4 protein-coding genes are annotated in these 16,483 nt (G+C 37.7%); all 4 read right to left on the reverse strand.

Annotation, left to right across the window (positions count from 1 at the left end; translation table 11 throughout):
* Nucleotides 1-66: 66 nt before the first annotated feature.
* The 4 genes from Q4500_RS02210 to Q4500_RS02225 all read right to left on the reverse strand — a co-directional run bounded on the left by Q4500_RS02210 (nucleotide 67) and on the right by Q4500_RS02225 (nucleotide 16,462).
* The gene (locus tag Q4500_RS02210) at nucleotides 67-900 is read right to left on the reverse strand and encodes an ABC transporter permease (RefSeq protein ID WP_303598119.1); all 834 of its coding nucleotides are present in this window, start codon (nucleotides 898-900) and stop codon (nucleotides 67-69) included.
* Nucleotides 901-912: 12 nt separating this feature from the next.
* A complete protein-coding gene (locus Q4500_RS02215; RefSeq protein WP_303598120.1) occupies nucleotides 913-1,815 on the reverse strand; it encodes an ABC transporter ATP-binding protein in 903 nt (300 codons plus the stop codon).
* 65 nt (nucleotides 1,816-1,880) lie between these two features.
* Nucleotides 1,881-3,929 (reverse strand): DUF11 domain-containing protein, encoded by a 2,049-nt coding sequence (locus Q4500_RS02220; RefSeq protein ID WP_303598121.1) that lies wholly within the window; start codon nucleotides 3,927-3,929, stop codon nucleotides 1,881-1,883.
* Between the two features lie 140 nt (nucleotides 3,930-4,069).
* On the reverse strand, nucleotides 4,070-16,462 hold the full coding sequence (locus Q4500_RS02225) for a T9SS type B sorting domain-containing protein (protein WP_303598122.1): 12,393 nt from the start codon (nucleotides 16,460-16,462) through the stop codon (nucleotides 4,070-4,072).
* Nucleotides 16,463-16,483 lie beyond the last annotated feature (21 nt).

Here is a 16,483-nt window from a genome sequence, read left to right on the forward strand (position 1 = left end):
CAAATTGAAAATCTACACTTTCAGAACCCTGTTAAATAGGATTAATTGTCTGATACGCGCGATGAATTAAAGGTCGCGTTTTTTAAGAATTGCATAAGATCCATAAATGAAAATGACTATCCATGCCATAACAATCACAATTTCATACCAATGTATGTAATAGTCTAACGCAAGCTTTTCGCCCATTTGATTGGCAACAGATTGTACGGCACCTAATCTAGAGAATGGTTCTTTTATAAGATTGAACATTGCCTGTAATGGAAAAAAGCCCATGATAACATCTGTAGTTTCACCATCAAAAAACTTCCATCGAATGATACCTCTGAAAATACCTTCGAATACTTGCCATAGAATTAGAAAACCAAGTGCAAAGGCTGACCTTTTTACTAAAACACCTAAGAAAAGACAGAAAGAAAAGAAACCTGTTAGTTTTATGAAAAAGGCTAAAAGGAACTCTAAATCGGTAAAAATGATAGATAATTCATTAAAATCGGAGTAAACAAGCCCCAAAATTAAAGAAACTATAAAAACGAATATGGTAGAAACTAGTGAAAAAGTAATGACGGTCAGGAATTTTGAAAGGATAAATTCCTTCTTTGAGAGTCCGTCAATTAGATTCTGTTTTATCGTCTTGTTACTGTATTCATTAGACATCATTGAAACAATAACAATAGCTAAGAATAGTTTGAAGAACGCGGTGATAAATGTGTTGAAATGCCAGATATAAGGAAAGTTAAAAATACCCTGATCTGCTAAATGAAACTTTATGGGGCCTATATCGAATTTTATAGCCGCTACCAATGCGATAGAGGTTAAAAGTGCGAAGTATGAAATAATTAGCACTTTGCTAGCTCTGTTGTTCCAAAGTTTTATGAATTCTATTTGAAGTAATCGTATCATGTTGGTGGTGTGTTAGGCGTTAGCATTTTTAGTTAAGGCAAGAAACTGCTCTTCTAAACTTTCTTTTCGTTTTACTAAATGAGATACGATAATGCCTTTGTCAAAAAGTAGTTTGTTCAGTGCTTGTGCATCTAGTTCTAAAGTTAAGATTGCTGTGACCAAACCATTTTCTTGTTTTATGCTTCCAAAATGTTCATTTGTGCTCAAGTACGATGTTAGTTTTTCTAAGTCATCAGATTTTAATTCAAAAAAGCCAAAACTAGCTTGCAAGCTATCTACTCTGCCAGCGTACAATTTTTCTCCTTTTCTTAAAATAACAACATGAGAACATACTTTCTCAACCTCATCCAATAAATGCGATGCTAGAAGAATCGTAGTTCCTTTTGCAGCAATTGTCTTTATGATTTCTCGAATCTGATGAATACCTTGAGGATCTAATCCGTTAGTTGGTTCATCAAGAATTAATATTTCTGGATCGTTTAATAGGGCAGAGGCAATAGCTAGGCGCTGCTTCATCCCAAGGGAAAAAGTCCGGAATTTGCTATTTTTTCTATCTAGGAGTCCGACTAAATCTAGCTTTTCTTCAATTTTATCTTCTGATACATCTTTGATTTTACAAACTAGTTTTAAGTTTTGTAAAGCCGTCATGTATGGGTAGAAGTTTGGGCGTTCGATAATGGCGCCCACTTTTTTTAGTGCTTCGTGCGTTGAAGATTCACCGCCAAACCAAGCGAAGTCTCCGCTGGTTTTATTGACGACGTTTAATACAATGCCAAGGGTAGTTGATTTGCCGCTACCGTTAGGACCTAGAATTCCGTAAACATTACCTTTTTCTATAGTAAACGATAAATCTTTTACAGCGGTAAGGTGCCCGAATTTTTTGGTAAGATGATTGACTGTTAGAATAGTACTCACGTCAAGTGTTTTTTGATTGGTTACGTATACTTGACGATAAACTTGACGGAATGTTACAAAAGAAATTAATTTCTTGTTGCCCTGAAGGTAATTCGTCTGTTAGTGATTACTGTTGTTGGGGTATTAAAATTTACAGTAACCGTCTCTGACGGGTCATCTGTAGTAATATTAGTATCGGTTTGATCTTGAGAATTACTAATATTATTGGTGTATGTTGCAGTTTGCGTATTAACATCTGGTAAAGTAACCCTTGTTACTAAAGTCAAAGTTTCTAAATCTCCGCTGTCCATACCACCTACAGACCAGTCTGGATAAGAAAAACTCCCTTTTGAAACTGATGATGATATCAATGAAATACCGTCAGGTAAAACATCTGTGATTACAAGATTAGAAACTGAATTTATCCCATAACTTTCTACCGTAATGGTAAAGGTTACCGTTTCGCCATCGCTAACGGTATTCTGGTCAGCCACTTTTTTGATGACCACATCTGGGTCACAATAATAAGCGGTCAAGGGTTGAGAATCATAAGTACAACCACCTTTTGTAACTCTTACATAATAATCGCCAGCTTGTGTTGGTGTATATGTTGCACTATTTGCTCCAGCAATTAACAATCCATTTTCAAACCATTGGTAATCATCAAAATTTGGATTAATTACTTCGACTTCAGCGGTTGGTAGACATCCACCGCCAGTAACCTGAAGATCAACTTCTGGTACGGTATCAAAACCTGAAAAATAACCGGCAATACCTCTTGCGCCACTAAAGCCTATGAAGCCTACGGCTATAGGACCTGTTGATTCTACCGTAACATCTCCTGTTAAATTTGGGACATAGTATGTTTTCCATAAAGTGGTACCTGCTACTGCAGAAGAGGCGGGGAGGGTTACGGGACCGCTGCCATCCTCAACTGTAATATTTGCATCTGGTGTTGAGGTCGAGGCAATTAAAGTTACGCCGCCTGTCATTGTAATCCCGGCTGCATCTTCTATATGTGTAATATTATCTACCGTATCTGGTAACAAGCAGTTTACGGGAGCAATAAAGTTTAGTCCTTGTGTATAAATAGCACTTGCACCTGCCATTAATTGATAGGCATACGCATCTTTAGAGGTGGTAACATACATATTTCCGCCAGCTGAGGAAACAGAGTAATTACTCTCAGGTATCTCAAAATAATCACCATCGTTAATCGTTGCTATTGGCGTGGTAGAACCATTGACATAAATTGCTGTTCCGTTTTGTGTACCTATAATAATTGGTATTTCTGTTTCACTTGTTCCGTTTCCTCTTATAAAAACGTATTCTTTACCAAGTTTGTTTTGGGGTACAGGTTGATCAATAGCAGCATCTCTACCAGAGTAACCTACCCTTGCACCTGTATTTAGACCACCATTACTAATAACGATTGGGTTGTTGGAAATGACATCGGCTCCTAACCAACCATCTGCATTTGCAGGCGTTTCAGCAACATATGCTTCAAATACAAAAGATTCATTTGCATCTAAATTTATAGTATAGCTATCGTCTAGAATTCCATCTCGGTCGGCTCCTAATCTAAATTCACAATCTGGGTCATAACCTGAAAGCGTTACCGTAGTACCGTCTTCTGTTGCCATTATACCTAAGGAATTCGTTAAACTGGTTTGAGTTCCCTTGTTTGGTGTTCCTCCCCATTTAAAATGTGTTCCCATTGCTTGCCTTCCTTTACTGGTCAGGGAAGTTGCTTGTGCGCCAGATCTACCTCTATAATTCGCATAGAATTTTTCTCCCCCCGGAGCTTCTAATCTTAAACCTCCACTGGTAAGAACAATACCGGTATTGGCGTTGGTCATCATGGTTATATTATTGTCGCCATTTGATAGTGTAATTTCTTGCGGTGTAGTTTTGGAAATAGACGCAGTACTATATACGGTAGTAGATGTACCTTGGTAAACATTTACCGAAAATGCGGTAGTTTCTGGGGTAGATAAATAAATACTCTGTTGTGTTACAGCCTGATTATTTCCTCCTTGTTTTAATGGTGGTAAATAATGAAGGTCACTCAACTGGGAAAAGCCAGTTATGGTAACCATCATAAATAAAATAAATAAGACTGTTTTTTGCTTCATTATCAGCTTGTAGGGGGATTCTACATTTCAAATAAACTTAAATAGTGATAAAACCACAATATTTAGTTGTAAAACCCTAGTTTTAAGTTGTTATCTGTGAGAAATAAGAGGTGGCTATAATTCCACCTCTTATTATTTTTTTATCTATATAATGTGAAATTACCTACAAACTCCCTAGTGTCGGCAGCACCATTTAATTTAATGACGTACCAGTAATCTCCTGTCGGTAGCTCATTTTCCTGATAGAATCCGTCCCATCCATCTTCATTATCCTTGAAGGTGAAGACTGAACGACCGTATCTGTCATAGATGCTGATGAATATTTCTGGATAAACCTCTATGTTTTCTGGCATCCAAAAATCGTTTTGACCATCGCCATTCGGAGTAAAGAAATTCGGAATTTCTATATCAATGAATTCAATGAAAATACTTTCTGTAACCTCACATCCATTTTCATCAATAACAGTAATGTCATAGGTGTCTGTTTCGGTTATATAGAATATATTTTCTGAACCTTGTTCAACACCACCTATATAGAACGTATAGTTTTCTTTTCCTCCTACAGCAGTAGCAGTAATTTGGTTAATATTACTTTCTACAACCGTAAGCTCTAACGGATCAAAAGCTTCTATAACGACATCATAAGTAGCAATACATCCATTTGCATGAGAAATACTGATATAATGATTACCAGGAGTTAAATTACTGAAACTACCATTTAATTGCATTTCTAATGGATCTACGGTGTCCAAACCAAATAGAATATCATTTTCAATACTTGGATCGTTCAAAGTAATGCTCACATAATTAGTAGGACTATTATTACCATCACATTCATAGACTGGTTCAACAACGGCACCTAAATCAACACCGGCATCTATAGTAACGATTATTGTTTCTTCACAACCTTGAGCATCTTCTATGTAAATGATGTAATCACCAGCAGCTAAGTTTGTAAAACTCATTCTGTCTAGAACAAAATCTGTTTCACTCTCTAAACGAGTGCTATATGGAGCGGTACCACCTATTATGGTTAAATCAATAGTTCCGTCTTCTTCATCTACACAAATTTCAGGAGTGCTTTCTGTTGTTATTTCTAACACTTCTGGTTCTACAATGGTAGCTTCAATTAGCTCAAAACAACCGTTAGAATCTTGAGCGATAATAATATAATCGCCTGGTGCTAATTCGTCGAATGTATTGTCATCGCTAAAACGATCTAAGTTTGGCGAGATTGCATATTGATATATTCCTGATCCACCAAGCATATTAACCGTAATGCTACCATCTTCTTGTCCATTACAGGTAACATCGTTGATAGTCGTATTGGCCGTGTCGATAACCAATGCTTCAGGTTCTGTGATATTGATCAATGCAGATGACTCTTCACAATCATCACTTTGAACCCTTACATAATATGGTCCTGCCAATAAATCGGTGAACAAACCAGTTGCTTGATTTGGACTAACCTCATTGGTAAAACCTGCATCAGAAAATAATGCATATTGATAATTACCTAATCCACCTTGTGCTTCTGCATTGATAACCCCGCTATCATCACCGTTACAGCTAATGGTAGGGTTGTCGTTATCTAAGGTAACAGTTAAAGGAACAATCGGGTTTATAGTAACGCTATTACTTATAACCGATACACAACCAAAACTATCTTGAATATAGTACTGATATGAATTTGGTTGAACACCTGTGAATAAATGGGAGTTAGGACCATTGGTTTCGTTCATGGCATTGAATGCAGACGTACCATCTATACTCCACATATATGGACCTGTACCACCAGAAGCGGTTAATAAAAGTTGTGCATCATCTAGGCAAGTTGCTCTTTGCTCAGTAACTAATTGGCCTCTAACTTCTACTGGTTCAGCAATTTCAACAATATTCGTTTCATCAGAACAATTTAAGTCATCTAGAACAGTAACACTGTAATAGCCTGATCTTAAATTCATAAATGTTGCTGTAGTCTGAGAACTAGATGTCTGTAAAAGGTTAGCTCCAGCTCCGTCACCATCATAGGTGTTAAGAATGTATCTGTAATTTGTGGATACTGTTCTTGGTGTAAACGCCGCTGTAATTATTCCGTCCGTATCACCTTCGCATTCTAAACCTACAACTGTTTGAATATTAGCAGCAATTGGTTCTGGAGGCGTCAACGTAAATGCATTGGTAAAGGTTTCTGTACAACCTAAACTATCGGTTACTTCTACGGTATATTGACCGTCACTTAAACCTGTAAATAAATTACCGTTTACTTGATTTGCCGTATAAGTTGTTGTTGAACTAACATGTGTTAAAACAATATCGAAGGGCGCTTCACCACCATTAGGTGTAATATTTGCAGTACCCATGTCATTATTACAACCTACATCTGTAGTTGCAATGGTCGCTAAAGTTATTGCGGCACTAGGTGATGTTATCGTAAATGATCTTTCTTGTACACATTCCGGAGTTCCAACTTGTGAAGCTCTTAAAACATAGCTACCTGCTGCTACCGGAATAGAAGCTGTTGTTCCTGTTCCTGCAAAAGTAGCGGCATCATCTGTACGTGTTGTAGCTGTGCCATCTGCATTTACAACTTCCCAGTTGAAATCACCCGTATAGGTAGCGTCGGTAAACGTTACCTCTATAGCACCATCGGTTCCAAAACATACTACATCAGAAAGCTTATTAACCTCAATACTAAATGTATTAGGGTTTTCTACGATATGAGTTCGTGTTATTTCACAACCTGTAGTTACATTTTTAATACCAATCGTGTACGTGCCAATTGCCAAATTCGTAAATACATTATCACCTGTTTGGTATGTTGCAGATGGTAATATTCTAAACTCATAGTTAGCAAGATTTGCCGTGGTATTGGTAACTGTACTATTTACATTAATAGTAATGTTTTCACCACTGTTTACACAATCTAAATCTCTATCTACATTTACAGTTGCATCAATAAATGTATCATAAGGGTCTATGGTAACAATATGTTCTGCAGAACAACCTTCGTCATCATATACACGAACAATAATATCACCACCAGCCGCATTTGTGTGCGTATAGGTTAATGCAATACTGTTTTGTAGCACAGTTGAAGTGGCATCATCAATGAATTCAAAACGATCATATGTTCCGCTTCCACCATTAATTAAACTTGCGTCTATTGTTATTGTGGCATTATCACCATCATTTCCGTTAGCACAACCAAATTGATCAGGAACAGGAGCTGTAAATGTTACGGCTGTATTTTCAGCTACAACCACAGTTTTTAATGTCGGACAGTTATTCGGACCTCTTGCGGTTACATCATATGATCCACCTGGAAGCCCGGTGAAAGATTGTGTCCCAGCATCCCAAGATGCGCTAGCAGGCATTGGATCTAATACATAGGTCAACGGATTGTTACCGTTATTTACTTGAACCAACTCTATGCTACCGTCATCAGCACCTGAACAGCTAACCTCAATAGGAGTTGCCGTGAAATCTGGAAGAATGGCCGCAGGTATGGTTACATCAATAGTTCTAAAACAATTTGGTGATGCGGTACCAATATCATAAACATTAATTGTGTAAATGGTATCTACAGTGTTGTCAGGTACGCTAACTGCTACGTTCATGGCCCCACCAGTAAGTGTCTGTCTTGTTTCAACATCTGCTGATGAGCTGTCAAGAATTTCAAACTCATAATTTCCAGAACCTGAAATACCTTCAATAGCTATTTCAGCCTCAAAACCAGCACCACAACCTAATTGTTTATCTAAGGTAGCCGATGCTTGTAGGGTAGGGTGTACCACTATATTGGTATCTTCTGTACAACCTGTAGCATCTTTTATAAATACAGTATAGCTGCCAGCAGCTACGGTATTGTATATGCCGCCGTTGTTTTGATACGTACTACCACCATCAATAGAATAAAGAATAGTGCCTGTTCCTGTAGCATTTATGGTAACCGATGCATTGGTATCGCAATTTGAAATTACTACGTCATCAATAACCGGTGCAGCCGTAAAACTCATGGTAACAGCATTAAGCGGATACGAACAACCATATTGATCTTCGACGTTTACGGTATATGTTCCTGCAGGAGAACCTGCTGGTATTTCTATAGGGTTATCACCTGTTGCTGTAATAGTAGTAAAAGTTGCAGGACCCGTAATGGTATAGAAGTAATCACCTCCACCGCCTTGCACATTTTCTATTAATATTAATCCAGGGTTTTCACAAGAAATATCTTGTTCGGATTTTGCGACTCCTGTAATTATTTCTAACTCATCTAAAATAGCATTTTCACTTGCACTAATACATTGTTGTGCACCACCGCTGTCTATTTGTGTTACTTGAATATAGTATTCATTTGGAGAAAGTCCTGTTACGGTAATGGTGTTGCTGTAGGCTATTACCCCTGTACTTTGATCAACTATATTATCATCGGTATCAAATAAAGTCCATTGCATGCTAGGTTCGGTCAGTCCATCTTCATCAACTATTGTATAAGTGATTTCACCATTGTTTGCAGAACTACAAGAAGGGTTTATTTCTGGAGTAATGGTCATCGGTAAACCACCTGCAATATCATTTACGTTAACCGTACTTTGCCTAATACAAGTTACTGGTGTATTGTTATCTCTAACATAGAAAACATAGGTTCTACCAGGTATTAAATTGGTAAATTCATACATACCATGGCCTGCGGTTACTGTACTGCCATCTAAAGCAATAGATCCACCGGCGTACCATGTAGCGGTACTTTCATCGAAATTTGAAGGGTCACTTGAAAAAGTATATTCGTATCCTGGTACTCCTTCACCACCTTGTACTTTTACTTTTAATTCATCGCAATTTTCAACTACGGATGAAGTCGTAATATCTAAATCATCTAATGGATAAGGAATGATTTCTCTTGGTAAATCTGTTTGACAAATTAAATTGCCGCTACCGTCAATTGTTCTAATTGATGGGAACACTTCATCTCCAGAAGACAATCCGGTTCTAAAACTAGTTCCTGTTTGCCATGTACTACCACCATCTTGACTATATTCTATAGTACCGGTTAAACCTGTAGTTACGTTTGTAAAGTCGAAACCAAAATCGGTATCCAATCCGCTACAATCACTTGCATAAGCCAATACAATATCTGCAGTAAGTTCATCAGGTGCGGTTATCGTCACAGATTCCGTTTCAGAACATCCGCCTTCATCGGTAATAATTACATCGTAATCACCTGGAGCCAGGTTATAGTATGTTTTAGTAGTTCCTACAACATTATTTTGTACTTGATCTGGTGTACCGTTAGTAATATCTACCAATCGGTAATCGTAAGGAGATAGTCCGTCGTTAATAGTAACTTCAATATTACCAGTGCCATCATGACAATCTGGGTCTGTTGCCACAGCTGATATATCCAATACTGGGTTGGTAGCAATGGTTTCGGTTACCATAGTTTGGCAAGCATCGGTACCATTAGCTTTGTCTCTTACGTAAATATCATAATCTCCAATATTAGCTAGTGCAACTGTTGTTGAATTACTAATTGAGAAATCAGCGTCAGTTACTGTATTTCCAGTAGGAACAAAGGCATACATGAAATTATTGTCACCACCTGATGCAGTTGCCGTTAAACTACCATCGCCACATAAACTTGCATTTACAGGTACTACGCTTAATGAAATAGTCGGAGCTATTGTTATTGATTGTATCGCTGAAGCACAACCAAACTCATCATTGACCTCAACATCATATGTACCTTCAGTTAAATTACTGAATGTATATGTTACGTCTGTAATTGTTGAAGGCGTTTGCCAAGCTCCACCGTTAATTCTAAAAGAGTAATTACCATTACCATCGGTTACTGTTGCTGTAACAGTACCATTGTTTTGACCGTCATAACATTGCGTTGCGGTTAAGTCAAAAGCAATTGTATCTGGCTGAACCACAGTTACAGTTGTTGTTGAGATTACTTCACAATTATTTTGATCTCTTACTCTAACATGATAATCGCCTGCAGGTACATTCAAGAATTGTGCTGATGTACTAAAGACTCGTATAACAGTATTATCCGTTAATTCTAATTGATATTCATAACCAGGTGTGCCTTCATCTGCAGATGCTTGCAAAGTAGCACCTGTATTAAAACATGTGAATTCTGCTTTTTGTTCAAGATTTGCAGTTAATGCATTTGGTGATGTCAACGTAACCGAAGTCGCTGAGGTTGCCGTACATGTATTATCGTTTATTTTTTCGACCATAACACTATACGTGCCATCGGCAAGAGTTGTTGGTGTAGTAATCGGAGATGTTGTTTCCGTAACCCAAGTTGCTCCATTATCAATTGAATATTGATAACCTGCGATAGGATCAAAATTAGAAACTTCAAAACGGATACTACCATTGTCACTTCCATTACAAGTTGGGTCAGTACTACTTAAAATAGCTACTTCAAAAGTTTTTCCTGTTTCTACAACAACTGTAATATCTTCTGTTTGCTCACATAGCTCAGGAGTCTGTGAAGCTTGAATATCATCTAATACCAAGAAGTTACCATTATCACTATTAAGGTTGGTACGTAATACAACACCAACTGCCGTGTTTGCACCTGGGTTAAAAGTAACCGTTCTTAGGTGCCAGTCGTCTGCATTGTTGTTTTGAGGAATAGCTGCTGTTGCCTGACTACTGATTACAGTGCCTGAACCGTCAACTAATTCTACCAATATCTCTGGATCGTTACCCGAAGCATTGTCAATTAATATGTTGTAAGCGTAGAATGATATCGTTATTTCTTGATTTGGTAAAGCTTCTAACCCTGTTCTTGACCATAAAATATTATTATCTCCGGCTGAGGTACTTACCCCAATTGCCATAAACCTACCATCTGTTAATCCAGAATGATCGTTAGGACTTCTCCAAGATGCATTTGGGTTGGTTATTCTGTTCGTTACTGCATATTCTGCATTTACAAGAATCCCTGCAGGACCTAAATTACAATCGGTATCTGTACCATCTTGTGGTTCGTAGCAATATCCTGTACCTATTTCAGCAATCTGCGTAGTTACACCGGCTCCAAAATCTTCAAGGAAAAGTGTACTTTGATCAGCAGCTATTAAACTTGTATAGCCAACAGTAATAGTCTGTGTACCAGATGCGACATTATTGAAAATATTACTATCTAATGGTGTGTTGTCGGTACCGTTTAATTTATAGGTATATGTAAAGTCTGTAGTGTTAGAAGGGGTAATTGTTACTGCGCCGTCCCCATCGCACTCATAAGTAATATCATTCGTAAAAGTAGGGTCTATAGCTGCTGTAGGTACCGTGATTTCTAAAGGTGTCTCACAACCCAAAGCATCTGTTATCGCTAATTGATAGTTGCCAGGTGTTAAACGTCTTTCATCAATTGAAGAGAAAGTGTTTCCACCATCAAAACTATATTGATACGGAGCTTGACCACCACTACCATTTAATATTTTAACCAAGGCTGTTGGTATTGTTGCACCAGATGTATCGCAAGAAGCATCTTCTATAATAGAAGGTGATGCCGTTAACGTGAATGGTTGGGTAACTTCATATTCGTAAGTCTCTGTACAACCATTACCGGCAGTACCACTAGAATCCATAACAGTAATCGTATAATTACCAGCCGAAATATTATTAAAGAAATTTTCTGTTTGGTAAGTTGTTCCATCATCAAGACTATATTGATATGGTGCATTACCACCAGAAGCGGTAATCGTCAATACAGATGTAGAAGAATCTGCACATGTAATATCTGTATTTGTTGCACCTATAGTGATAGTGCCCAAATCTTCCATCGTTACTACATTCGAGAATCCGTAGCATCCATTATCATCTCTGATTACGAATACATACTCTCCATCTTCATTCGGGATGTATGTTGCAGGAGTACCTTCATATCCGAATAAAAATGTTGAATTTGATGTAAAATCAGAATCAGGAATTGTAGTTTCGTCAGTATATGGAGCAACACCATCTTTACTATAGATAGCATATTCATAACCTGATGTACCACCTGTTGCCGTTAAATTAATTACGCCGGAAGTACATGTTATATTATCTTGATTCGTTGCTGTTAATCTTAGCTCGGGAATTTCGTCTACCGTAATAGTACGTTCATCGCTACAACCATCTGTAGTGGTTGTTACAATAACATAATCATCTGCTGAAAGCCCTGTAAATGTATGTGTGTTGTCAGAAGAAAGTAAATTATTAGCTACCAAGGCTCCTTTACCACCGCTACCGTTATCGAAGTAAAGCTCATAGCTATATTCTGGTGAAACGTTCAATGCCTGTATAGAAATTGTTCCTGCATCTGTACAATCAAATGGAGTTGAAGCTATTGTTGTTTCAAAAATTCTTTCTGCAATACCTATTTCTTCGGTTTCAAATACACAACTGTTCTCAATTGGTGCACCCGTTGAAGGATTCAATTGTGTAATTTGTACTATGTAGGTTCCGCTAGTTGCTATAGCAAAATTTGGACCTTGACCAGCACTAAATGGTACTGCGATTGAATTATTCTCAACATCATATAACTGATAACCGTAACCGCTACCTAAATCTATTACTCTTATAGAACCTTCGGTATCACAAATGATATCAGAAGAAGCTGGTTCAGGAATATCTAATGTGTTTTGGTATGCGTTGAAATAGAATCTACTGAAACATCCGCCTTCATAACCTATAACAACTCTATATTTACCACTTTCGGTAACTGTAAAATTATCGGTATCTGTTTCTTCGTTCCATGTCCATCCACTAGCTGTATTCGCACAATTATCGCTTATATCACCGCATGTTTCAGTGGTACAACTATTTTCATCAAGTTTCTCCCACTTTATGGTTAAAGCATCGGTTATACCTAATTGAATAAATGCACTATCGGTTTCACCACAAAGGAAAATATGTGGCATTGAGTTGTTATCATTGGAACAGGTAACGGTCTCTCCCTGAATATCATTATCAGGATTACTGTCACTATTCACTTGGTTTAAATAACTAATGATAGGATTGGTCTGTGTTTCACCATAACGCTCAACAGTAATTAGTTCAGTATGGTTGGCACAGCCAGAAGTTGATGTTTTCTCAACAATGTAGTTTCCTATAGTTGTTACTGTTAATGTATTTGAAGTGCCGTCATCTAAAATTGTATCTCCAGCATCTATAGCACCATTATTATTTGTGTCAATTGCCCAAGTGTAGGTATCAAAACCTATACCAGCAGAAAGTGTACCGCTAGCACCGCAAAGTTCTACCGTACGTGCAACGCTACAATTTGCCAAAGCATCAGAAACATTGTTGGTCGCTACCTCTAAAGTAGTAGTACAAGCACCTGCAGGGTTACTACCATCTTCATCAGAAAAAGTGTTGGTATTTAAAGTACCCGAATAATTTGCATACGCATGATTCTCTAATTGAGATGCACATGCCGATACAAATTCAGAACAGTCGCCGGCAATGGAAACCGTTATTTTTATCTTATACTCAGGATCATCGATTTCAACCAAAGCATCTGGTATAGTAAATGTTATGGTTCTAGTATTTTCTACATAACTACTGGTTACACCAGGGGCATCGTCAATATTTATATCATCTAAGCTTATATTGTCTGGTAATACATTTTTGATAGTAAAACCGGTTGCATGATCATCGCCTATATTTTGAAGTCTTAATACATAATTGTAAGTGTCACCTAAATCTACATCATCTCCATTAATATCTGTACCACCTAATAATTCAGAGGTGTTACCTAAAACAATTACCGGTGCAAATACTTGTGTATAAGATGCTGCATTTACGGTACCATCGATTGGATTAACTGCAGGAACTCCTGTTCCATATTCACCACCATCACCACCATCAGTTGCATCATCTTTATAATATTCGTTGGCATCACTACACCCGTCATCATCGCTATCTAAGTCTAAAGAATCGGGGTAGCCATCGCTATCGCTATCACAACCTGCAGTTAATAATGTACCTCGTAATATTGTCGGACCCTTAAGTACTTGACCAATAGTAACGGTATTAGCACCAGATGTATTCCAAGAAGTTGTGTTCGCTGGGGTGTCTAGAACCATGGCTTCTAAAGGACTACCAGTAGTTCTTTTACCGAACAATTCGAAATCTCCATTTTGATTTATTATGATTCTTAATACAGGATCACTAATCGATCCGCTAATGGTCCAAACGCTTGGGTTACCATTTGTACCGTGCATAGAGCCATCAAGGTAGCGTGCTGAATTGCCGGTAACGCCATTTTCAAACTGTACCTCACCAGCTACATCGTTACCATTAATATCTAATGTGAACGAATTGTCTAATTCGTAAATATCAAGAATAAGATAATTATTGACACTCATTAAATCGCTTGTAACCGAATCTCCGTTACTAATATTTACCGATAGCATATCGCACTCAACTTGGTCATAAATACCGTCATTGTCATCATCTAAATCAACGATATCAATTACACCATCATTGTCAAAATCATTATGAACTAGAATATGTGCAGATTGACTGTCTTCTGTGATATTTGCATCTATTTGATCTTGAGTGTTAGTTGCTGTATTCGTCAAGCTAAGTAAAGGCAATGTGTTGATTTCGTCTGCAGTTACTTCTAATGTTAAAAAGGCAACTTCACCAGGTTCTAAAGTGCCGATGTTCCAAATGCTACCGCTCCAAGATCCTGTAATAGTAGAAGCCTCTTTCAAGGTCAACCCTGCTGGAATATTATCTGTGATTTGAATATTAGTAATGGGTAAATACCATAAGTTTTCTGCTCTAATGGTAAAAGTGGCGGTTTCGCCTTCTGTTATTTCAGATTGATCAACTGTTTTTTCAACTTGAAGATCTGGCTCACAATAGAAAATTTTAAGAGTTTGAGAATCGTATGTACATGGTCCTTTTGTTCCTCTTACGTAGTAATCACCAGCAACAGTAGCTGCATAATCATATGCATTTGCTCCAGGAATCGCTACTCCATCAAAAAACCATTGGTAGGCATCAAAATTGTCATCTGATGCTTCAAAAATACTTGAGCCTGCAAAACAATCTCCCGCGGTACCACCATTAATTTTTAGTACTACTTCTGGTACAGTATCAAACCCAGAAAAATATCCTGCAACACCACGAGCGCCATTAAACCCGAAAAAACCAATAGCCATTGGTCCGGTTGATGTCACGTTAATATCACCATCTAAGTTTGGAATGTAGAACGTTTTCCAATCATCTGATCCTGCAACAGCGTCAGAAGCTGGTTTAGAAATCTCTACACCATTTTCAAATACCTTTACATTGGCATCTGGGGTATTAACAGAAGCAATAATAGTTAGGCCACCGGTAACAGTTGTACCTGCCATGTTTCTAATATCTGGTATATTGTCCATTACATCTGGTAATAAACAGTTTACCGGTGCTACAAAGTTTAGACCTTGTGTGTAATTTGCAGTTGCACCCGCTAAACTTTGATAGGCATAAACATCTTTAGAGGTCTGTACGAACATATTCGCACCTGCCGAATTACTGGAGTAATAAGTACTTGGTATTTTGAAGTATTCGCCATTGTCAATGGTTGCAATCGCTGTTGCATTACCATTTACAAATACTTGTGTGTTGTCTGCCGTAGCAATTACTAAAGGGAATTCTGTTAGTCCGCTACTAGAACCATTACCTCTAATAAATACGTAATCTTTTCCTAATTTATTGATAGGTACTGGCTGATCTATACCGGCATCTCTATGACTTTGACCATCTTGACTACCAAAGTTCATTGATCCATTACTAATTACTATATCTTTTGTAGCTACAATAGAAGCACCGATCCAACCATCTTCATGAGCTTGTGTTGGTGAAGTACCTATATAGGTTTCATATACAAAAGATTCATTGGCGTTTAATGTTATCGTATGAGAGTTGGCGGTGATACCCGCTCTGTCATTACCTACTCTAAATTCGCAACCAGGGTCATAACCAGATAAGACAACGGTAGTGTTGTCTTCGGTTGCCATAATACCCAATGTATTAGATTTAGATACTTGAGCACCTTTGTTAGGCACACCGCCCCATTTGAAATTAGTACCCATTGCTTGTCTACCCTTTGCTGTCAGTGATGCAGCTTGTGCACTAGAATTACCTCTGTAATTGACATAAAATTTTTCTCCACCTGCAGAAATAAAACGTAAACCACTATTAGAAAGTACCGTTCCGGTATTTGCATTGGTTACAAGGGTAATATTGTTATCACCGTTTGGTAAAGTCCATAAAGCAGGGTTAAGCCTGTCAATGGTAAATGTTTGTACAATTGTGTTAGAAGTACCTTGATACGCGTAAACGTTGAAAGGTGTTGTTTCTGGAGTAGATAAATGAATGGCTTGGTTCTGTATAGCTGCATTATTTTGACCTTGCTTCATTGGGGGTAAATAATGAAGGTCGCTCAATTGTGCAGTTCCTAAAAAGGAGCTTAATGCAATTAGAAGAAACAGTAAGAATTTAATGTTCGTGTTATTCTTAGTAATCATCGGTATGGTTTCAAGTAGTAC

Source organism: Maribacter sp. 1_MG-2023 (assembly GCF_030547005.1).
Lineage (GTDB): Bacteria > Bacteroidota > Bacteroidia > Flavobacteriales > Flavobacteriaceae > Maribacter.